The organism is Mycolicibacter engbaekii (genome assembly GCF_002101585.1).
GTDB classification, from domain to species: domain Bacteria; phylum Actinomycetota; class Actinomycetes; order Mycobacteriales; family Mycobacteriaceae; genus Mycobacterium; species Mycobacterium engbaekii.
The window spans coordinates 81633-100841 of sequence record NZ_LQOT01000069.1 but is presented as its reverse complement, the minus strand read 5'-3'; the positions used below and the strand labels follow the sequence as shown (position 1 = coordinate 100841).

Below are 19209 nucleotides of genomic sequence, written 5' to 3'. Positions count from 1 at the left end.
GGGTGCTGACGCTCAAGGCGGCAGGGCTAGTCGACGTCGAATCCGGAGTCCTCATCCGGCCCGGCATCGTGCACGTCGACGGGGACCGGATCGTCGGAATCGGCGAACGTGCCCCAGGCGACGCCGAAGCCGACGAGGTGATCGACCTCGGCGACTCGATCCTGCTGCCCGGGCTGATGGACATGGAGGTCAACCTCCTGATGGGGGGCCGGGGTGAGAATCCCGGCCTGTCCCAGGTGCAGGACGATCCACCGACGCGGGTGCTGCGGGCGGTGGGCAATGCGCGCCGCACGCTGCACGCCGGGTTCACCACGGTTCGCAATCTGGGGTTGTTCGTCAAGACCGGCGGATATCTGCTCGATGTGGCGCTGGGCAAGGCGATCGACGCCGGTTGGATCGAGGGGCCGCGGGTGGTGCCGGCAGGGCACGCGATCACCCCCACCGGCGGGCACCTGGATCCCACGATGTTCGCGGCTTTCATGCCGGGCGTGCTGGAGCTCAGCATCGAGGAGGGTATCGCCAACGGAGTCGATGAGATCCGCAAAGCGGTCCGCTACCAGATCAAGCACGGTGCGCAGCTGATCAAGGTGTGCTGTTCCGGTGGCGTGATGTCGCTGACCGGAGAGGCCGGCGCGCAACACTATTCGGACGAGGAACTGCGGGCGATCGTCGACGAGGCGCACCGCAGGGGCCTGCGGGTTGCCGCGCACACCCATGGCGCCGAGGCCGTCAAACACGCTGTGGCATGCGGCATCGACTGCATCGAACACGGCTTCCTGATGGACGACGAGGCCATCAGGATGTTGGTCGACAACGACCGCTTCCTGGTCACGACCCGGCGTCTGGCCGAGGCCATGGACGTTTCCAAAGCACCCGCCGAACTGCAGGCCAAGGCGGCCGAGATGTTTCCCAAGGCCCGCACGTCGATCAAGGCGGCCTATGAGGCCGGGGTGAAGATCGCGGTCGGAACCGATGCGCCGGCGATCCCGCACGGCCGCAACGCCGACGAGCTGGTCACGCTGGTGGAGTGGGGCATGCCCCCGGCCGCCGTCCTGCGGGCTGCGACGGTGACCGCCGCCGAACTCATCAACGCCGGCGACCGCGGGCGCCTGGCGGAGGGCTTGCTGGCCGATGTCATTGCGGTTCCCGGGGATCCGCTGACCGATATCGGCGTCACCCGCAACGTGAACTTCGTCATGAAAGGCGGCAAGGTATATGTCAACAAGAATTGACGACTTGGTCGAGATCCAGCAGACGCTGGCCCGCTACGCGGTGACCATCACCCAGGGCGATATCGAGGGCCTGGTGGCGGTGTTCACCGAGGACGGCACCTACAGTGCGTTCGGCGAGACCTATTCGCTGGACCGGTTCCCGGTACTGGTCGAGGCGGCACCCAAAGGCCTGTTCATGACCGGCACCCCGGTGATCGAGCTGGACGGCGACACCGCGACCGGCACCCAGCCGCTGTGCTTCATCGACCACGCCAGCCACGACATGCGCATCGGCTACTACAACGACACCTATGTGCGTACCCCCGAGGGCTGGCGGCTGCGAACCCGGGCGATGACGTTCATCCGTCGCAGCGGGGCCCATGACGCCGGACGTCCGCACGCGGTCGGCCGTCCGTCCGCCCGATGACCACGCCGACCACAGCCGGGGGCGCCGCGGGCGCCCTCGGCGAAAGTCCGAGCTCCGAGGTCGATATCGCGCAGTTCCAGGCGGAGCTGTGCGCCTGGCTCGACGCCAACGACCTTCGTCCTGGCCCCGACACGTCGCTGCAGGGACACCTCAAACAGTTCGCCCGCGTCTCGGCCGCCCTCTACGAGGCGGGCTGGATGCGTTACGGCTGGCCCGTCGAGGCCGGTGGACTGGGCGGCCCGGCAATGCTGCGGGCCGTCGTCGGCGAAGAGGTCGTCGGTCGTGGGCTCGCCGAGCCCGGGCCGTACTCGATGCTGGAAGTGCTGGCGCCCACCATGATCGACTACGCGTCGCCCGAGCTCGCAGCAGAGATGGTGCCGCGCCTGCTCTCCGGCCGCGAGCAGTGGTGTCAGGGCTTCTCCGAACCCGGGTCCGGCAGCGACCTGGCATCGCTGTCCACCCGGGCCACGGCGCGCGGCGACCAGTGGGTGATCAACGGCCAGAAGGTCTGGACCAGCTTCGCCCAGTACTCCCACCGCTGCATCCTGTTGACGCGCACGGGTGGCGCCGATACGCCGAATCACCAGGCCATCACCGCCTTCTTCGTCGACATGGACACCCCCGGCATCGAGGTGCGCCCGCTGGGCACCATGCACGGCGTCGACGAGTTCTGCGAGGTGTATTTCGACGATGTCGTCGTGGACGGCTCCCGGATGCTCGGCCGCCCGGGCGACGGCTGGCAGCTGGCCATGGACCTACTGCCATTCGAACGTTCCACCTGCTTCTGGCAACGCATCGCCTACCTGTACTCGCGCTTCGATGCGCTGATCGCCGAGGTGAAGCGCCAGGGCGCAGCGGTCGACGACGAGCTGGGCGCGGTGTATCTGGCGCTGCACACCCTGCGCTGCCGCTCCCGCGGCACCCAGCACCGGCTTGCCGACGGGAACCGGCTGGGCCCGGACACCTCCATCGACAAGGTGCTGCTGGCCGGCGCCGAACAGCTGCTCTACGACACCACGCGCGACCTGCTTCCGGGCCTGATCGAACTGGACGACAGCAGGTGGCGCCCGGAGTACCTGTACTCCCGAGCGGCCACCATCTACGGCGGCACCGCCGAGATCCAGCGCAACATCATCGCCCGCCGACTGCTCGACCTCGGGAAGGAGTGACGATGAGCACCGCCATGGATGCCACCTCGCTGGCTCTGCTGGAAGACACTCTGCGTAAGACCATGGCGTCTGCATCCGGCCCCGCACTGGATCAGGCACTGGCCGAACTGGGCTGGGCAGAAATGCTCTCCGAGGACCCGGACGCGGCTATCCCCCTGGTGTTCCGGCTGCTCGGCGAGACCGGCGCGCACGCCTCAGTGCTCAACGACGTGGTACTGGAGACCATCGGCGGCCTGCCCGGCGGCACGCCGCCGATGCCCTACGCCGGTGGCAGCTGGGTGATTTGGGAACGCAGCGAGAGCGCGGGCAACACCGTGCTGGGCGGCCTGCCGCTGCGGCAGGTGCCCAACGGCGAACTGATGCGCCTGGGTGAGGCACGCCGCGCGGTGGGCTGGTGGCTGGTGGGCTCGGCTCGGGCCATGCTGGCCCTGGCACGCCGGCACGCACTGGACAGAACACAGTTCGGCAAGCCGATCGCGGGATTTCAGGCGATTCGGCACCGGCTTGCCGAGACACTCGTCGCCATCGAAGGGGCCGAGGCCACGCTCACCGTTCCCGTCGCCGAGAGCCCGGACCTGACCTCGATGCTGGCCAAAGCGGCGGCGGGCAGGGCTGCGCTGACCGCGGCCAAACACTGCCAGCAGGTGCTCGCCGGCGTCGGCTTCACCGCCGAACACGACCTGCACCGCCACATCGAGCGAGCACTGGTGCTCGACGGACTGCTCGGCAATGCCCGCGAACTGACCCGCCGCGTCGGCGGCGGCCTACGGGCCCGGGGCTCGGCGCCACGACTGGTTGAGCTCTAGGCGCGCAACGGGTTCCACCCCGACCGGCGCTTGGATCCCGGTGACCTAGCGCGGCAGGCCGAGCACGCGCTGGGCGATGATATTGCGCTGAATCTCCGAGGTTCCGCCGGCGATGGTTCCCGAGAAACTGCGCAGATACCTTTCGAACCAGCTTCCGGAGGCGAAGTCCTCGTTGAGCGGCATGTACACACCAGAGCTCGCGGGGTGGATCAGGCCGGCCGCGCCGGCATTGTCGAGTGCGTGTTCGGCAGCGTTCTGCACGGCCTCTGAACCGAGCAGTTTCAGCACCGACAGCGCGGGCACGTCCTGCTCCCCGCGGGCCGCCTGCGCCAGCGCCACCGAGCCGAGCAGTCGCAACGCCTCGTGGTCCATCAGCAGGGTGGCGAAATGGTCGCGCGCCAGCGCATCCCGCGGACTGAAATCGTGGATCTGATCGTGCAACCGGTCGGCGAAGCTCATCCACAGCAGCGTGCGTTCGTGCCCCAGCGAACCGTTGGCCACTGTCCACCCGCCGTTGAGCGGACCCACCAGATTCTCGGCGGGGACCACGACGTCGGTGAAGAAGACCTCGTTGAAGTCGACGTCGTCATAGGCGCAGGCCGACGCGAAGGGCCGTCGCACCACCCCTGGGGTGTCGGTGGGGATCAGCAGCACGCTGATGCCCTTGTGCTTGGGCGCATCGGGGTCGGTACGGACGAAGGTCAGCAGCACATCGGCGTCATGGGCGCCCGAGGTCCAGACCTTCTGGCCGTTGACCACGAAATGATCGCCCTCGAGCACCGCCCGGGTCTGCAGGCCCGCCAGGTCCGAACCGGCACCGGGTTCGCTCATGCCCAACGACGCGGTGATCTCGGCCCGCAGAATCGGTACCGCCCAGCGGTGTTTCTGCTCTTCGGTTCCAAACGACAGCAGCGACGCGGCGATGATGCCGACACCCTGCGGGTTGAAGCTGGGGTAGATACGCCGGCGCGACAATTCCTCGGAATGCACGTACTGCTGCAGGATCGTGGCATTGCGGCCGCCGAATTCGGGTGGATTCGCCGGCAGCAGCCAGCCATTGTCGAACAACAGTCGCTGCCATCGACGGGCCCACTCCGGTACGTCGGAGCACGACTGGGATCGTTGCACGGCCTCGGCGTCGGTCGGCAGATGTTCGTCGAGGAAGGCCGAGAATTCGGCCCGGAAGTTCTCGACTTCTGGATCGAAGGTCAGTTGCACTCCGGACTCCTCGGCTCGGGCGCCCCGGGAATTCCGGATTCGAAAAAGGGCGCCGATCTTGGGCGTCTGCTTCCCTAGACGCGAAGGTGAGAATATCATTCTCGAATGGAGAAGTTACGATCTCTGAATCGTCGGCCGCACGACACCGCGCCCCACCGGCGGCGCGCCTCCGTCCCGTGCGCCCGCTCCGCACCCCGGTCATCACGGCGTCCGGTACGCCGGTGACCACTCCCAGCGACGAACCCGCCTGGAAGCAGCGCGCGGTAGAACGCTCGATCAAGACCGCGAAGATCCGCGCCGGGCAACGTGTTCAGCGGTTTTTGGATGCCGCGCAGTCGATCATCATCGAAAAGGGCAGCACCGACTTCACCGTCCAGGAGGTCGTCGACCGCTCGCGCCAGTCCCTGCGCAGCTTTTATCTGCAGTTCGACGGCAAGCACGAGCTGCTGCTGGCGCTGTTCGAAGATGCCTTGAGCCGCGCCGCCGATCAGATCCGCGCCGCAACGGCCAGCCACTCAGATCCGCTGGAACGCCTACGGGTTGCCGTCGAGCTGCTGTTCGAGTCTTCGCGACCCGATCCCGCAGCCAAACGGCCACTGTTCACCGACTTCGCCCCCACGCTGCTGTTGACCCATCCCGCCGAGGTTCGCGTGGCTCACACACCACTGCTGGATCTGCTCACCGAGTTGACCCAGCAAGCCGCCGAGGCGGGCCGGCTGCGCACCGACACCCACCCCCGCCGGCTCGCGGCCATGGTGATGCAGACCGTCCTTTTCAACGCCCAGTCCAGCCCTTCTTCCGCCGATCCGGCCGTCAATCCGCTGACCGCAGAGGAGGTCTGGGACTTCTGCGCGCACGGCTTCGGGCACCCCGAGCCGGACGCATCCACAGTGGCCGCACGCAGCTGAGCTCCGGCGCCGGCAGCGCCGCCGCGAACCCTGGACATCGGCGGGGGAACCACCTAACCTCATGCGAACGGGATTTTCGCTAGATGAGAAGGGGATTATCAATGTCGGTGCAGGCGGTGTTGGACGACATCCGGAAGGTCCCCGGAACCGGCGACGTGATCCCGATCATCGATCCGGCCACCGAGGAGCAGCTGACCGAATTCACCGACTGCGGGCCTGAGGCGGTCAACGACGCCGTTGCGCGGGCCAAGGCCACCGCCGAGTCCGGGGTGTGGTCGCAGATGGCGGACTACGACCGGGCCCGGGTGCTGTGGAAGGTCGCCGACCTCATCGACGAGAACGCCGAACTCCTGGCCGAACTCGAGTCGGTCAACGCCGGCATTCCGGCCTCCCAGGCCGCGATCATCACCAAGGTCGGCTCGGAGTGGTTCCGCTACTACGCGGGCTGGTGCACCAAGATCGACGGCATCGCCCGCGACGTGAACACCGGCGGCCTGACCGGCATCGAGTCCCACCAGCACGTCTACACGCTGCGCGAGCCCTATGACGTCGTGGGGCTGATCTTCCCGTGGAACGGCCCGGTCTTCAACTTCTGCGCCAAGCTGGCACCGTCGCTGGCGGCCGGATGCAGCAGCGTCGTCAAACCGGCGGAGGAAACCCCGCTGTCGGCGCTGGTCCTCGACCGCATCCTGAGCGAGGCCGGCGTCCCCGACGGCGTGGTCAACATGGTGCTCGGCTACGGCCACACCGCCGGTGCTGCCATCACCGCGCACCCCGACGTGGACAAGGTCGCGTTCACCGGGTCCACCGAAGTCGGCCGCGAGATCGTACGGGCGTCTGCGGCAAGCAATCTCAACAAGGTGACCCTGGAGCTCGGCGGCAAGTCACCGGTCCTGATCTACGACGACGCCGACCTCGACATGGCTATCACCATGGCGGCGTTCGGCACCTTCGTGCACTCCGGCCAGGCTTGCGTGTGCGGTTCGCGCATCTTCGCCCAGCGCGGCGTCTACGAGCGCGTCGTGGAAGGCATCGCCAACATGGCCAACATGATGCAGCTCGGCGGCCCCAAGGACGAGGGCGTCATGGTCGGTCCGCTGATCAGCCAGAAACAGTTGAACCGGGTGCTCGGCTACCTCGAGCAGGGCCGGGCCGACGGCAACGAGCTCGTCACCGGCGGCCACCGGCTGGACCGCAAGGGCTACTTCGTGCACCCCACCGTGGTCACCAATGTCGACCCCGACTCCAGCCGACTGTTCCAGGAGGAGATCTTCGGCCCGGTGGTCACGATCCTGCCGTTCGACGACGACGACGAGGCCATCGCCCTGGCCAACAACAGCAGCTACGGACTGGCCGCAACGGCGTGGACTTCCAACCTGGGCCGGGCACACCGACTGGCCAAGCGGCTCAAGGCCGGAACGGTCGGACTGAACTGCCAGATGCAGTTCGACCACTCGATGCCCTTCGGCGGCTACAAGCAGTCCGGCTGGGGTTACGAATCCGGCAAGGCGGGCATTGAAACCTACCTGCAGACCAAGATCGTCTGGGCGCAGATGTAGCCGTGGACACCGTCACCGGCTCCGCCGGCGCCCCGTACCGGATCGTCCAGTGGACCACCGGAAATGTCGGAAAGAGCGCTGTTCGGGCGCTCACCGCGAACCCGAACTACGAACTCGTCGGCCTCTTCGCCTGGTCGCCGGAGAAGGTCGGCCACGACGCCGGTGAGCTCGTCGGCATCGACCCGCTCGGTGTGATCGCCACCGACGACGCCGAGGCACTGCTGGCCCTCAAGCCCGACTGCGTCGTCTACAACCCCATGTGGATCGACGTCGACGAGCTGGTGCACATCCTCTCCGCGGGGGTCAACGTCGTCACCTCGGCGTCGTTCATCACCGGGCACAACCTCGGAGAGGACCGGGACAGGCTCGAGGCGGCCTGCCGCAAGGGCGGGTCCACCCTGTTCGGGTCTGGTGTGAGTCCGGGATTCGCCGAACTGCTGGCGATCGTGGCCGCCACGGCCTGCGACCGGGTCGACAAGATCACCATCACCGAGACAGCCGACACCACGCTCTACGACTCGCCGGACACCGAGCGGCCGGTGGGCTTCGGCACCGCGATCGACGATCCGGACCTGGAGCCGATGGCCTCCCGTGGCACGGCGGTATTCGCCGAAGCGGTCCGCCTGGTTGCCGACGCGATGGGCGTCGAGCTCGACGAGATCACCTGCGTGGCCGAGTACGCCCAGACCACCGCGGACCTGCCGATGGCGTCGTGGACCATCCCCGCCGGGCATGTGGCCGGGGTGTTCGCCAGCTGGCGGGGAATCGCGGGCGGCCGGACCGTGGTCGACATCAACGTGCGGTGGCGCAAAGGCCAGACCCTGCAGCCGGACTGGCAGCTCGACGGTGAGGGCTGGAAGATCACCGTCGACGGCCGGCCCACGGTCAACATGCAGGTCGGTTTCACTCCGCCCCCCGACCTGATCGCCTCGGCCACATCCCTCGACGACTTCTTCGAACTGGGCCACATCATGACCGCGATGCCGCCGATCAACGCCATCCCGGCCGTGGTGGCCGCTGAACCGGGCATCGCGACCTATAACGATCTACCGCTGCCGCTGCCCCGGTTTCCCGCTCAGAACAGGTAGATCCCCAGAACGGCCAGCCAGAGCACGGCCAGCCAGGCGTCCGTGGCGCGGCGCAACCAGATCGGGGCGGTGCGCACCTCCATGAAATTGCGGATGATCAGCCGGGCTTTGACGGCCGACAGCGCGATCACGGTGACGGTGATGGGGATGCTCGGCTGCACGGGCCCGGCGGTGTGCCCCGGCGACAGCCACCAGGCCAGCACGGTGATCGCCACCAGGACAACCCAACTGCCGGTGAGCACCGGGTCGGGATGGAAGCGGGAAGGCTGCGGTGCGGTCACGGGCGATTACCTCATCACGTAGAGCAGAGCGAAGATGACGACCCACAGCAGGTCGACCATGTGCCAATAGGTGGCGGCCTGTTCGACCATGCCGACCCGCGCCCGGCGCGGGTTGCGCAGATCCCGGTATGCGACGCCCAGGATCAGCAGGCCGATGCCGACGTGGAACAGATGCACACCGGTCAGGACGTAGTAGAAGCTGAAGAACGTGCTGGAATTGGTGTAGCCGGCCTGTATTTCGCTGGACCACTCGTAGATCTTGAGCACGGCGAACAACACTCCGCACAACGCCCCGCCCCGGATCAATCCGAGCGCGCGGGCCCGATCACCGGTGCGGGCGGACTGCACACTTTGGGCCACCAGCCACGAGCTGGTGATCAGCACGATGGTGTTGACCACGCCGATGGTGATGTTGAGATGCTGCTGGTCGGCCAGGAACTGCTCGGGCGCGCGCGACCGGAAGATCAGGTAGGCGATGAAGTAGCCGCCGAAGATGATCAAGTCGCCGAGCACCATGAACCACATGTGGCCGTCACCGGGCAGGTGCGTCGCGCTCGTGGACTTCGGAACCGTACGGGCGGGTGTCTGCTGGTCAGTCATGGCTGATTCCCCGTCTTCAGGTGACCGGCGGCGAGCCGGGGACTTCCCGTCGGCCACTGAGATACATGATCGGAAAGATCAGCCCGATCCAGGCGGCGAAGATCACCACAGCGATGTAGAACGAGATGAGGCCGTTCCAGGCGAAGGCGCCCGATTCGAACAGCCACATCTGGGTCGCGATCACCTCGGTGACGATCTGCCAGACGCTCAGGTAGGCAAACCATTTCGGGAAGATCTTGTTCTTGTCATAGAAGATCGCCAGCGCCAGGCAGAAATAGGCGGCGGTGAAACACCCCAGCGAACCGTTGTAACTCAGCGTGCCCAGATCGTAGAAGAACCGCACCAGCTCGGGGTCGCGGTCCGCCCGGAATACCGCGAGCAGGTAGCACAGCATCATCAGCTGAAAGCCCGGGACCGCCCCGACCGCCATGGCGCCGATATAGCCGTAGGCCAGCACCGAACCGGAGCTCATCCGCTTCATGTGATACCCGATGAGCCCGTTGGAGATCGCGGCACCACCGGTGATCACCAGCAGCATCACGAAACCGATCTGGATCGTCAGCGCGTGCTGCTGATACCAGCCCTGGATCTCGGGTATGCCGACATCGGGGCGCGGCGGCGGCGTCACCCTGCCCAGCAGGCAGACGCCCAACCCCATCAACAGGTAGAACGCCACCGACACCCAGAACACCACCCGCACATCGGGTCTGCCGCCGGCCGGCGGTGGTTCTTCGACGTCGGTGCCGTAGAGCAGCGTGGCGATGCTCACCTCGCCGGTCCTTCGATCAGGCCTTCGCTGATGCCTTGCCGATACAGCGCGTCGCGCAGCGCGAAGAACATCGCGATGACGAATATCGCGAAGGCGCCGTTGCGGATCCAGAACGAGATCAGGCCGTCCCAGGCCAGCGGCCCGGTGGTGAACACCGAGGCCGCGGTGGAGGGCAGCATCGCCAGTGCGGTGAGCACCGACAGGTGCGCCACCCAACGCGGGAACACCGGATCCGGCCCCCGGTCGAAATAGACGGCGCAGGCCAGCATGGCGAACTGCGCCACGATCATGCCCACCGGCGCGATGAACGACAGCCACGCCATGTCGTTGAGGGCTTGGACGATCTCTGGATTGCGGTCCGTGCGAAACGCCGCGACCCCGAAGTAGATGTTGGACAGCGCGAACAGTGTCGCGCCGCTGACCACGGCCGCCAGGTAGGCGTAGGCGAAGACGTGACTTTGGGTCGACATCCGTTTCATCTGGCCGACGATCAGCACCAGGAACGGCACGATCATGATCCCGCACAGGTTGAAGCCGACCATGCTCAACCGGATCCAGGACCGATGCTCGTCGTAGAACCGCGCCACCTGTTCGGCGGACATGGTCGGCGACATCGGCGGAAAGAAGCCCGGGAACGCCACGAACATCGCCAGCAGCACCGCGGCGACCACCGGCCCCGACCACAGCAGTACCAGTTGCGCCCGGAATGCGCTGGCCTGCGGGGTTTCCTCCGCCTCGGCGATCATCTGCATGGTGTAGCCCCTTCGCTGCTCGCCCGGCGGTCCCGGCCACTCGCACCGGAATCGCCGCCGCTAGCCGATCGACTACCCGAAAATAGCCGAGCGGCTACCCCACGGTCAATGCCCCTCAGACGCCTCCGGCGCGTCGATGAATCGCTTAGTGAGCCGGAGCAATTGGGCGCGCAGCTTCTCATCGTCGATATCGCCCACCAGGGGGTGCATCACGCCGACGGCGATGGCGCCGGAGAGCATCGCCGCCGAGACCACCGCGTCGTCGCCGGCGTCGCCGACCAGCACCCCGTAGAGCCGCGCGATGAACTGCTGAAAGGGCTGATGCTCGGCCAGCAGCCGGACGATCACCGGATCGAACTGCAGGGTGCTGGCCACACCGCGCCGGCGCACCGCCATGTCGATGACCCCGTCGAGCAACACCTCGCGGGCCCGCGGGCGGCTCTGCTGGGCTTCGGCGGCCTCCAGGGCCTCCTCCAATGCACCCAACTCCCGCTCGGTGAGTGCGACCACGATCTCCTCTTTGGTCTTGAACTGGTGATAGACGGCCGCCTTGGTGACACCGATCGCATCCGCGATCATCTGCAGCGACGTTCCGCCCACTCCGTGCTCCCCGATCAGCACCAGCGCGGCATCAAGGATGCGGGTCTGCGCCGCGCTGCGGACGATGTGGCGGAATCGGCCGGCGGGCAGGGTGGAAGCCATGCGACGAGGGTAGCCATTCGGCTAGTCGGATAACAGCCGCTCCGCCGCCGAGTAGGGATCAAGGGTGCCGCCGGCGACCTGTTCGGTGAGGCCTTCCAGCGCGGGATGCGTGTGCAAACGGGTCTGTGCCAGGGACAGGATCAGGGCCCTCGCGCGCGCCAGGCGCCGCCGCGGACTGTCGGCGCGGTCGTGGACCTCGATGGCGGCCACCAGGTCGTCGAGCCCCTCGCCGCGCGCGGCGATCAGGGTGAGAATCGGTGCTCCGGTGTGGTGCAACTCGACCCGCAGTTCGCGAACCGTCTGCTCGGCTCCCTCGCGGTCGGCCTTGTTGACCACCACGATGTCGGCGACCTCCAGCAGTCCGGCCTTGGCGGCCTGCACCGCGTCGCCGGCGCCGGGATTGAGCACCACGACCGTCGGGTCGGCGATCGCGGCGATCTCGATCTCGGATTGGCCCACCCCCACCGTCTCCAGCAGCAGCACATCGAAGCCGAGGGCGGCGAGCAACTGGATGGCCGCGGGCACCGCTTCGGCCAGCCCGCCCAGGTGCCCGCGGGCCGCCACCGACCGGATCAGCACCGCCGGGTCGTGGATGTGCTCGGCCATCCGGATCCGATCACCCAACAGCGCGCCACCACTGAACGGCGACGACGGGTCCACGGCCAGCACCGCAACCCGCAGGCCGCGCTGCCGGTATGCCCCCACCAGCGCCCCGATCGTGGTGGACTTGCCCGCACCCGGCGGGCCGGTCACCCCGATGACGCGCGTGGCGGCGGGCCCGACCGCGGACAGCACCTCGGTACGCCGACCGCTTTCGACCAGGCTGAGCAGTCGTCCGGTGGCGCGCACGGAGCCGGCACGCGCCGCGGCGAGCAACTCGTCGATGGTCATCGGTGGATCAGTTCTTGTTGGCGGTGAGCCGATCGATGATGGAGGCGAAGTCGTCGGTCTTGAACGACAGGTCCTCGGCCATGTTCGCGAAATCCAGGGTGGCCAGCACCGCGCGCTCCAAGTGGATGTTGAGCAGCCGCTTGGTGCTCTCCACCGCCTGCCGGGGCAGCTCGCAGATGCGCCGGGCACACGAGATCGCCTCGGCCACCGGGTCGTCCACCACGTGGTTGGCCAGCCCCAGCTGCGCCGCCCGGGCGGCGGGAATACGGGCCCCGGTCAGGGCGTACTCCTTGGCCAACAACAGACTCATCTGCAACGGCCAGGTCAACGGGCCGCCGTCGGCGGCGACCAGGCCAACCTGGACGTGCGGGTCGGCCAGATAGGCCGATTCGGCCATGTAGACGATGTCGCTCAGCGCCACCAGACTGCAACCCAGCCCGACGGCGGGCCCGTTCACCGCGGCGATGACCGGCGTGCGGCAGCGCGCCATGCCCAAGACGATCTCGCGCCCGTGTGCGATGGTCTTGGCGCGCAGCTTGTCATCGCGCCGCAGTTCGTCGAGATAGGCGAAGTCGCCGCCGGCGGAGAACGCGCGCCCGCTGCCGGTCAGCACCGCCGCCCGGGCGTCGTCGTCCTCGTCGAGGAGCGGCCACAATTTTGCCAGGCCGGTGTGCAGCGCATCGTTGACCGCATTGAGCGCATCGGGCCGGTTGAGGGTGATGATCCGCAGTGGGCCGTCGGCGCGCACATCGATCTCAGCGGGCATGTCGTACACGTCAGACTCCTTTGTCGATACTGGCGATCACTGCCGAATTGGCCGCGACCCGCTTCACCCGGGCTGCGCCCGCGCTCGCGATCACGCCTGAATCAATAGCCGCGACCCGCTTCACCCGGGCTGCGCCCGCGCTCGCGATCACGCCTGCAATCCCAGAATGCGGCCGGCGATGATGTTCTTCTGAATCTGCGAGGTGCCACCCATCACGCTTTGGGCGCGGCTGTACAGGTAGGCGCTGAGCAGGTCCGGATCGTCGACGCCGCCCACCGCCAGCCCGGCATGGCCGACGGACTGCTCCACCCAGGTCATCAGCAGCTTGTCCAGCGAGCCTTCCGGGCCGTGGATGAGCCCGTCGAGCTGTTCGGAGAGCCGCCGGCGCACATGCAACCGCAGCATCTCGGTTTCCACCGCCGCCCAGGCCAATTCGTCGGGAACCTCGGCGCCGGTGGCGTCGACGCGTGCGGCCATCTGGCGGACCAGCTTGCCGTAGCGGGCCGAGTAGCCCAAAGTCGACGGCTCCCGCTCGTGGCCGACCACTGTCATCGCCAGCGCCCAGCCCTCCCCGGGCTGACCGATCATCTGACTCGCCGGAACCCGCGCTCCGTCGAAGAGCACCTGGCCGAACTCGGTGGTGACGCCGTTGATCATCCGCAGCGGCCGCTGCTCGATTCCGGGCTGGTGCATCGAGATGATGAATGCCGAGATGCCCCGGTGCCGTGGCGCGTCCTTGTCGGTGCGGGCCAGCAGCAGACACCAGTCGGCGACGTCGGAGTAGCTGGTCCAGATCTTGTGTCCGTGGATGACGTAGTCGTCGCCCTCCCGGGTCGCGGTGGTGGTCAGCGATGCCAGATCCGAACCGGCTCCGGGCTCGGAGAATCCCTGGCACCAACGTTGGCTGCCGTCGATCATGCCGGGCAGGAACCGTTGCTGCAGTTCCTTGCTCGCGTGCCGTCCCAGCCCCACGACCAGATACCCCAGGCTCGGACGCGGCGGCGCACCGGCGGCGGCGAGCTCCTCATCGACGATGACGTCGAAGACCGGCGGCAGCTCCTGGCCGCCGTACTCCCGCGGCCAGGAGACCCCGAAGAACCCGCCCGCATACAGTGCCTGGTGCCATTCGCCCTGGCGCGTCCAGTACTCGTCGTCGCCGGCGGCGGGAAAGGTGCCAGCCCGCTCGGCAAGCCAGGTCCGAAGCCTGCTGCGGAAGTCGGCCTCGGCGGGCGAGTCACGAAAGTCCATCTGCGATCTCCCTTATCGTCACGGGCCACAGGCCGGTCGAGGTCAAGGCGCGCCGCAGATACAGGTGCGCCGCGCACTCCCAGGTGTTGCCGATTCCACCGTGCACCTGGATCGCGGTCTCGCAGACCGTCCGGGCGGCCCGGGCGGAGTAGATCTTGGCGATCCGCGCGGCACGCACCGCCTCTGCCGCCGATGCCGCGTCCACCGCCCAGGCGGCATGCCGCAGCACACTCACCGATCCCTCGATGAGCGCCAGCCCTTCGGCGAGCAGGTGGGCGATGGCCTGATAGGAGCCGATGGGTTTGCCGTACTGCTCCCGGATCTTGGCGTAATCGCAGGCCAGGGCGTGGGCGCCGCGGGCGGCGCCGACCAGATCCGCGCAGGTCGCGACCAGTGCCAGCGCCTGCCAGCGCAGCGCGTCGTCGGCCCCGAGCTCGCCGAGTGGCTGCGCCGCACCGGCAAGGTCGGCGACGGGCCGGGTCAGGTCGGCTCCGGTTCGGACCGCGCCGAGCGGGACCGTCGCCACCTCGTGCTCGCGCACCCGCACAGCCTGCGCGGCACCGCGCGCGTCGATGGCGGTGTCGGCGACCGCAACGGTGGCAGGCCTCGTCCCCAGATCGACGTGGCGGCGAAGATCGTCGGCGAGCACCGGCCCTAAGAAGGCGACGTCGACCAGACCACGACCGAACTCCTCGGCGACGATGGCCACCTCGACCCCCGATGCGCCATCGGAACGCAACGCGCGCCAGCCGGTCTGGTCGACGGCACGTTCGAGCCTGGCGATCCGGTCGGCATCATCGAGTTCGGCCACCGAATCCGGCCCGAGATCGTCGGCAAGCTTGGCCGCTGCATCCCGCAGCTGACGCTGCTCGGCATTCAGCCGGACGTCCATAGGCTCTCCTTCAGTAGTCGGCGCAACAGCTTTCCGGACGGCAACCGGGGAATCTCGGGAACGAACACAACCCGGCGCAGGCGCTTATAGGACGCGAGGCGCTCGCCGACCAGTTCACACAGCTCCGCATCGCTGACCGGGGCGCGCAGCGCGACCGCGGCGACGACCGCCTCACCGTCACGCTCGTCGGGCACCCCGAACACGCCGCAGTCGGCGACCGCGGGATGTTCGTGCAGCACGGCCTCGATCTCGGCCGGGGCGACCTGAAAGCCGCGCACCTTGATCATCTCCTTGCAGCGGTCGGTGATCCGCAGCCAGCCGTCGCCGTCGAGGTATCCGACATCCCCCGTGTGAAACCACCCGTCGCGCACTACTTCTGCGGTCGCCGAAGCCGGAAGATAGCCGGCCATCAGCGACGCAGACCGCACCAGGATCTCGCCGGCGACGCCGGACGGCACCGGCTGCCCGGCGGTGTCGCCATCGAGGCCCACCACCTTCACCTCGACTCCGGGCACCGGCTTCCCGACACTGTCCAGGCGCGCGCCACCAACCGGATTGCAGGCGATCACCGGAAGTTCGCTGGTGCCGTAGGCCGGCACGAAGGGCACCCCGGTGCGCCGGGTGACGGTGTCGGCCACAGCTGCGGTCACCGGCGTGGCGCCCCACATGATGAACCGCAGCGAGGACAGGTCGAATGATTCCAGGCCGGGGTGCGCGGCGATGGCCAGGGCGATGGGCGCCACCGCCATCTCCACGGTGATCCGGTCGGTCTCGATCGATCGCAGCATCACGTCGATGTCGAACCGCCGGTGCAGCCGCACCCATGCACCGACGCTGAGCGCGGTCGCGATGTTGAGCAGTCCGAGGATGTGGGACGGCGGTGTCGCCACCTGCAGGCGGTCGGCGGCGCTCAGACCCAGCGCATCGCGCCAGTGCTCCACCGCTGCGGCCAGCGAGGCGTGCGTGTGCCGCACCGCTTTGGGCATCCCGGTGGTTCCGGAGCTGAACACCAGCAGCGCATCGGACTCGGCCGGCGGCGGGTCGCCGGCCCAGCGGCCGGCGGGGATGGTGGTGATGTCGTCCAGGTGCCGCATCGGCATCAGTTCGGCCAGCACCGGGTGGTCCCCGAGGGCATATCCGGGTTGCGCCAGCGCCAGGGCGTGGGCCGCCTCGTCGCGCTTCCAGGCGGGGCTGATCAGGGCTGCCACGGCGCCCAGACGCCAGATGGCGCGTACCGCGATGACGAACTCCGGCCGGTTCGACGACATCAGCGCAACCCGGTCCCCGGCCCGGACACCGTCGGCTGCCAGGACGGCCGCCAGGGCCTCGGCACGCGCGTCGATCTCGGACAGCTGCAACTGCCGGTCCTCGAAGGCGAGCACTGCGGTGGACGTCCCTGACAACATTTGAGAAGATCCTATCGGTTTGAGAGAATATTATTCTCTCAGGTGAAGAACGCAAACCGGAAGGGGTGGCATGGCGGTCCCTCATGTTTTCCAGCGGGCGACCGTGACGCGCATCGTGAAGGAGACCCCCGATGCCCACACCTTCGTACTGGCGCCCCATGAGACACCGTTCGCCTACCGGGCCGGTCAGTACTCGACCTTCCGGGTGCAGGTCGACGGCACGGACCTCTACCGGTCCTACTCGATGTCGAGCGCGCCCGAGGTCGACACCGAGCTGATGACCACGATCAAGCGGGTACCCGGCGGCAAGGCCTCGAACTGGTTGCTGGACAACGTCGCCGAAGGCGACGAGCTGGTCATGACGCGTGCGGCGGGGGTTTTCTGCCTGGAGGAGTCGACCGCCCCACTGCTGGCGTTCTCCGGCGGCAGCGGGATCACGCCGATCCTGTCGCTGGCCAAGAGCGCCCTGGCGACCACCGAGCGCACGGTGCGACTGCTCTGCGCCGACCGCGACGCCTCCGCGGCGATCTTCGGAAGCACCCTGGACGAACTGGTCGCCCGCTACCCCGGGCGGCTATCGGTGCAGCGCCACTATGACACCGACCAGGGCCTGCTCGACGCCGCCGCGGTCACCGCCTTCGTCGGGCAGGACACCGCAGCGGACTGCTACGTGTGCGGCCCGGCGGGTTTCATGGCGGTGGTGCGCGCGGCCTGGCCCGGTCCGGGCCGGCTGTTCGTCGAGGACTTCGACATCGCGACCGCGCCGGCGGCCCCCGCCCCGGTCCCCGACGCCGAGGTCACGGGGACGGTGACGATCCACCTGGGGCGCCAGAAGGCGACGGTGCCCCGAGTCGCCCGCGAGACCCTGCTGGAAAGCGCCCGGCGCGCCGGGCTCACTCCCCCGTTCTCCTGCGAGGCGGGCAACTGCGGCACCTGCATCGCGCAGGTCACCGACGGCAGCGCGACCATGCACAACAACACGGTGCTCGACGACGACGAGGTCGCCGACGGGTACATCCTGACCTGCCAGGGCGTACCCGACGGCGGCTCGATTACCGTGCGCTACGAGTGATTCGACGACGCGGCGCTCAGCCCGCCACGCCATAACCCAATGTGCTCTTGGTCTCCAGGTACTCGTGGAATCCGGCGTCGCTCCACTCGCGGCCGTTGCCGCTGCGCTTGTAGCCGCCGAACGGCGCATTGATGTCGAAGGCGTGGTTGATCGCCACCGAGCCGGCCCGGATCCGGCGAGCGATTCCCCGGGCGGCGTCGATGTCGGCGCCCGAGACGTAACCGGCCAGACCGTAGTCGGTGTCGTTGGCGATCTCGATGGCCTCGTCGAGGCTGTCATAGCCCAGAATGCACAACACCGGACCGAAGATCTCTTCGCGCGCGATCGCCATCTGGTTGGTGACGTTGCCGAAGACCGTCGGCCGGACGAAGTAGCCGGCGTCGAGTCCGTCCGGCCGGCCGGCGCCGCCGGCCGCGACCGTCGCACCTTCGGCGATGCCCTGCTCGATCAGACCCTGCACCTTGGCGAACTGTGCAGCCGAGGCAACCGGGCCGATGGCCTTGGGATCGGCGGGGTCACCCACCTTGACCTGCTCGGCCACTTCGCGGGCGATCGCGATGGCTTCCGGCATCCGTGAATTGGGCACCAGCATGCGCGACGGCGCATTGCAGCTCTGCCCGGAGTTGACCATCATGGCCCGCACCCCGGCGGTGACGCTGGCGGCGAACGCGTCGTCGTCGAGCACGATGTTGGGGCTCTTTCCCCCCAGTTCCTGGGTCACCCGCTTCACCGTCGGAGCCGCGTTCTGGGCCACGGCGATGCCGGCGCGGGTGGAGCCGGTGAACGACACCATGTCGACGTCGGGGTGCTGCGACAGCGCCACACCCACCCCGGGGCCGTCGCCGTTGACCATGTTGTACACGCCGGCCGGAACGCCGACGGCGTCCATGATCTCGGTGAAGATGTACGCCGAGAACGGTGCGACCTCAGAGGGCTTGAGCACCATGGTGCAGCCGGTCGCCAACGCCGGATAGACCTTCACCGCAATCTGGTTCAGCGGCCAGTTCCACGGCGTGATGAGCCCGCACACCCCGATCGGTTCGCGGACCACCAGGGTGTCGCCGCGCTGCTCTTCGAACGAGAAGTTCTTCAGCGCGTCGATCGCGGTCAGCAGGTGGCCGACGCCGAGCTGTACCTGGGCCCCGGCGGCCAGCGCCGGCGGCGCTCCGATCTCCTCGCTCACCGCATCCGCCAGATCGGCGCTGCGACGCTGGTATTCGGCGAGGATCGCCTGCAGCAGGTCCAGGCGCTCCGCCCGGGTGCTCTGCGACCAGCTGGTGAAGGCGCGGCGCGCCGCGGCCACCGCCAGGTCGACGTCTGCCGCCGAGCCGAGCGCGATTGTGCCGCGGACCTGCTCGGTGGCCGGGTTGTCCACGTCGAGCGTCACGGGCTCTACCGGGTCCACCCACCGGCCATCGATGTAGAACTGGGTGTACTCGCGCAT

At 68.1% G+C, this 19209-nt stretch carries 20 protein-coding genes; 8 read left to right on the top strand and 12 right to left on the bottom strand.

Annotated features, from left to right (window positions below; all coding sequences use genetic code 11):
- Positions 1–2: 2 nt before the first annotated feature.
- From AWC02_RS17020 to AWC02_RS17005, 4 genes are read left to right on the top strand one after another with little or no spacing between them, the layout of a single operon-like run.
- Positions 3–1232: a metal-dependent hydrolase family protein gene (locus tag AWC02_RS17020; protein ID WP_085129883.1), complete on the top strand. Its 1230-nt coding sequence runs from the start codon at positions 3–5 to the stop codon at positions 1230–1232.
- A complete protein-coding gene (locus AWC02_RS17015) occupies positions 1216–1638 on the top strand; it encodes a nuclear transport factor 2 family protein (protein ID WP_085129882.1) in 423 nt (140 codons plus the stop codon). Before AWC02_RS17020 ends, AWC02_RS17015 begins: the two co-directional genes overlap by 17 nt.
- Positions 1635–2807, top strand: a complete 1173-nt coding sequence (locus AWC02_RS17010; protein WP_085129881.1) for an acyl-CoA dehydrogenase family protein — start codon at positions 1635–1637, stop codon at positions 2805–2807. The genes AWC02_RS17015 and AWC02_RS17010 overlap by 4 nt, the downstream gene beginning before the upstream one ends.
- Positions 2808–2809: 2 nt before the next feature.
- The gene (locus AWC02_RS17005) at positions 2810–3613 is read left to right on the top strand and encodes an acyl-CoA dehydrogenase family protein (protein ID WP_237160507.1); all 804 of its coding nucleotides are present in this window, start codon (positions 2810–2812) and stop codon (positions 3611–3613) included.
- A gap of 45 nt (positions 3614–3658) precedes the next feature.
- On the opposite strand, the gene AWC02_RS17000 is transcribed toward AWC02_RS17005, so the two are convergent.
- The gene (locus AWC02_RS17000; RefSeq protein ID WP_085129880.1) at positions 3659–4831 is read right to left on the bottom strand and encodes an acyl-CoA dehydrogenase family protein; all 1173 of its coding nucleotides are present in this window, start codon (positions 4829–4831) and stop codon (positions 3659–3661) included.
- A 221-nt stretch (positions 4832–5052) separates the two neighbouring features.
- Between AWC02_RS17000 and AWC02_RS16995 the strand changes: the two genes are divergently transcribed.
- The 3 genes from AWC02_RS16995 (at position 5053) to AWC02_RS16985 (ending at position 8386) form a co-directional block, all read left to right on the top strand.
- On the top strand, positions 5053–5739 hold the full coding sequence (locus AWC02_RS16995; protein WP_085130099.1) for a TetR/AcrR family transcriptional regulator: 687 nt from the start codon (positions 5053–5055) through the stop codon (positions 5737–5739).
- Positions 5740–5840: 101 nt separating this feature from the next.
- Entirely contained in the window at positions 5841–7298 is a 1458-nt protein-coding gene (locus AWC02_RS16990; protein ID WP_046318996.1) for an aldehyde dehydrogenase family protein, read from the top strand.
- Between the two features lie 2 nt (positions 7299–7300).
- The gene (locus tag AWC02_RS16985; RefSeq protein ID WP_085129879.1) at positions 7301–8386 is read left to right on the top strand and encodes an NAD(P)H-dependent amine dehydrogenase family protein; all 1086 of its coding nucleotides are present in this window, start codon (positions 7301–7303) and stop codon (positions 8384–8386) included.
- Here the strand turns inward: AWC02_RS16985 and AWC02_RS16980 are convergent.
- The 10 genes from AWC02_RS16980 to AWC02_RS16935 form a co-directional block, all read right to left on the bottom strand.
- Positions 8374–8667 carry a cytochrome C oxidase subunit IV family protein gene (locus tag AWC02_RS16980; RefSeq protein ID WP_085129878.1) on the bottom strand — a complete coding sequence of 98 codons (294 nt, stop codon included), beginning with the start codon at positions 8665–8667 and terminating at the stop codon, positions 8374–8376. The two genes, AWC02_RS16985 and AWC02_RS16980, sit on opposite strands and share 13 nt — an antisense overlap.
- A gap of 6 nt (positions 8668–8673) precedes the next feature.
- Positions 8674–9267 (bottom strand): cytochrome c oxidase subunit 3, encoded by a 594-nt coding sequence (locus AWC02_RS16975; RefSeq protein ID WP_085129877.1) that lies wholly within the window; start codon positions 9265–9267, stop codon positions 8674–8676.
- Between the two features lie 16 nt (positions 9268–9283).
- Positions 9284–10036, bottom strand: a complete 753-nt coding sequence (locus AWC02_RS16970) for a hypothetical protein (protein ID WP_419179287.1) — start codon at positions 10034–10036, stop codon at positions 9284–9286.
- Complete coding sequence (locus AWC02_RS16965; protein WP_085129876.1) at positions 10033–10788, bottom strand: hypothetical protein; 756 nt, start codon at positions 10786–10788, stop codon at positions 10033–10035. The genes AWC02_RS16970 and AWC02_RS16965 overlap by 4 nt, the downstream gene beginning before the upstream one ends.
- A gap of 105 nt (positions 10789–10893) precedes the next feature.
- Positions 10894–11490 carry a TetR/AcrR family transcriptional regulator gene (locus tag AWC02_RS16960; protein ID WP_085129875.1) on the bottom strand — a complete coding sequence of 199 codons (597 nt, stop codon included), beginning with the start codon at positions 11488–11490 and terminating at the stop codon, positions 10894–10896.
- 21 nt (positions 11491–11511) lie between these two features.
- Positions 11512–12381 carry a methylmalonyl Co-A mutase-associated GTPase MeaB gene (meaB, locus tag AWC02_RS16955; RefSeq protein ID WP_085129874.1) on the bottom strand — a complete coding sequence of 290 codons (870 nt, stop codon included), beginning with the start codon at positions 12379–12381 and terminating at the stop codon, positions 11512–11514.
- A 7-nt stretch (positions 12382–12388) separates the two neighbouring features.
- Positions 12389–13156, bottom strand: coding sequence for an enoyl-CoA hydratase/isomerase family protein (locus tag AWC02_RS16950; RefSeq protein ID WP_085129873.1), 768 nt, complete (start codon positions 13154–13156; stop codon positions 12389–12391).
- A gap of 138 nt (positions 13157–13294) precedes the next feature.
- Positions 13295–14395 (bottom strand): acyl-CoA dehydrogenase family protein, encoded by a 1101-nt coding sequence (locus AWC02_RS16945; protein WP_085129872.1) that lies wholly within the window; start codon positions 14393–14395, stop codon positions 13295–13297.
- Entirely contained in the window at positions 14382–15287 is a 906-nt protein-coding gene (locus AWC02_RS16940; RefSeq protein WP_085129871.1) for an acyl-CoA dehydrogenase family protein, read from the bottom strand. Before AWC02_RS16940 ends, AWC02_RS16945 begins: the two co-directional genes overlap by 14 nt.
- A complete protein-coding gene (locus tag AWC02_RS16935) occupies positions 15272–16693 on the bottom strand; it encodes a class I adenylate-forming enzyme family protein (protein WP_085129870.1) in 1422 nt (473 codons plus the stop codon). Before AWC02_RS16935 ends, AWC02_RS16940 begins: the two co-directional genes overlap by 16 nt.
- A 70-nt stretch (positions 16694–16763) precedes the next feature.
- On the opposite strand from AWC02_RS16935, the gene AWC02_RS16930 reads away from it, so the two are divergent.
- Positions 16764–17765, top strand: a complete 1002-nt coding sequence (locus tag AWC02_RS16930; RefSeq protein WP_085129869.1) for a ferredoxin--NADP reductase — start codon at positions 16764–16766, stop codon at positions 17763–17765.
- A 16-nt stretch (positions 17766–17781) separates the two neighbouring features.
- Here the strand turns inward: AWC02_RS16930 and AWC02_RS16925 are convergent, their stop codons facing one another.
- The gene (locus AWC02_RS16925; RefSeq protein ID WP_085129868.1) at positions 17782–19209 is read right to left on the bottom strand and encodes an aldehyde dehydrogenase family protein; all 1428 of its coding nucleotides are present in this window, start codon (positions 19207–19209) and stop codon (positions 17782–17784) included.

Coding starts and splice junctions, on each gene's coding strand:
- meaB (WP_085129874.1), bottom strand. CDS start 12,381: ATGACCATCGACGAGTTGCTCGCCGCGGCGCGTGCCGGCTCCGTGCGC.
- AWC02_RS16990 (WP_046318996.1), top strand. CDS start 5,841: ATGTCGGTGCAGGCGGTGTTGGACGACATCCGGAAGGTCCCCGGAACC.
- AWC02_RS16965 (WP_085129876.1), bottom strand. CDS start 10,788: ATGCAGATGATCGCCGAGGCGGAGGAAACCCCGCAGGCCAGCGCATTC.
- AWC02_RS16975 (WP_085129877.1), bottom strand. CDS start 9,267: ATGACTGACCAGCAGACACCCGCCCGTACGGTTCCGAAGTCCACGAGC.
- AWC02_RS16935 (WP_085129870.1), bottom strand. CDS start 16,693: ATGTTGTCAGGGACGTCCACCGCAGTGCTCGCCTTCGAGGACCGGCAG.
- AWC02_RS17010 (WP_085129881.1), top strand. CDS start 1,635: ATGACCACGCCGACCACAGCCGGGGGCGCCGCGGGCGCCCTCGGCGAA.
- AWC02_RS17005 (WP_237160507.1), top strand. CDS start 2,810: ATGAGCACCGCCATGGATGCCACCTCGCTGGCTCTGCTGGAAGACACT.
- AWC02_RS16925 (WP_085129868.1), bottom strand. CDS start 19,209: ATGCGCGAGTACACCCAGTTCTACATCGATGGCCGGTGGGTGGACCCG.
- AWC02_RS17015 (WP_085129882.1), top strand. CDS start 1,216: ATGTCAACAAGAATTGACGACTTGGTCGAGATCCAGCAGACGCTGGCC.
- AWC02_RS16960 (WP_085129875.1), bottom strand. CDS start 11,490: ATGGCTTCCACCCTGCCCGCCGGCCGATTCCGCCACATCGTCCGCAGC.
- AWC02_RS16940 (WP_085129871.1), bottom strand. CDS start 15,287: ATGGACGTCCGGCTGAATGCCGAGCAGCGTCAGCTGCGGGATGCAGCG.
- AWC02_RS16945 (WP_085129872.1), bottom strand. CDS start 14,395: ATGGACTTTCGTGACTCGCCCGCCGAGGCCGACTTCCGCAGCAGGCTT.
- AWC02_RS16930 (WP_085129869.1), top strand. CDS start 16,764: ATGGCGGTCCCTCATGTTTTCCAGCGGGCGACCGTGACGCGCATCGTG.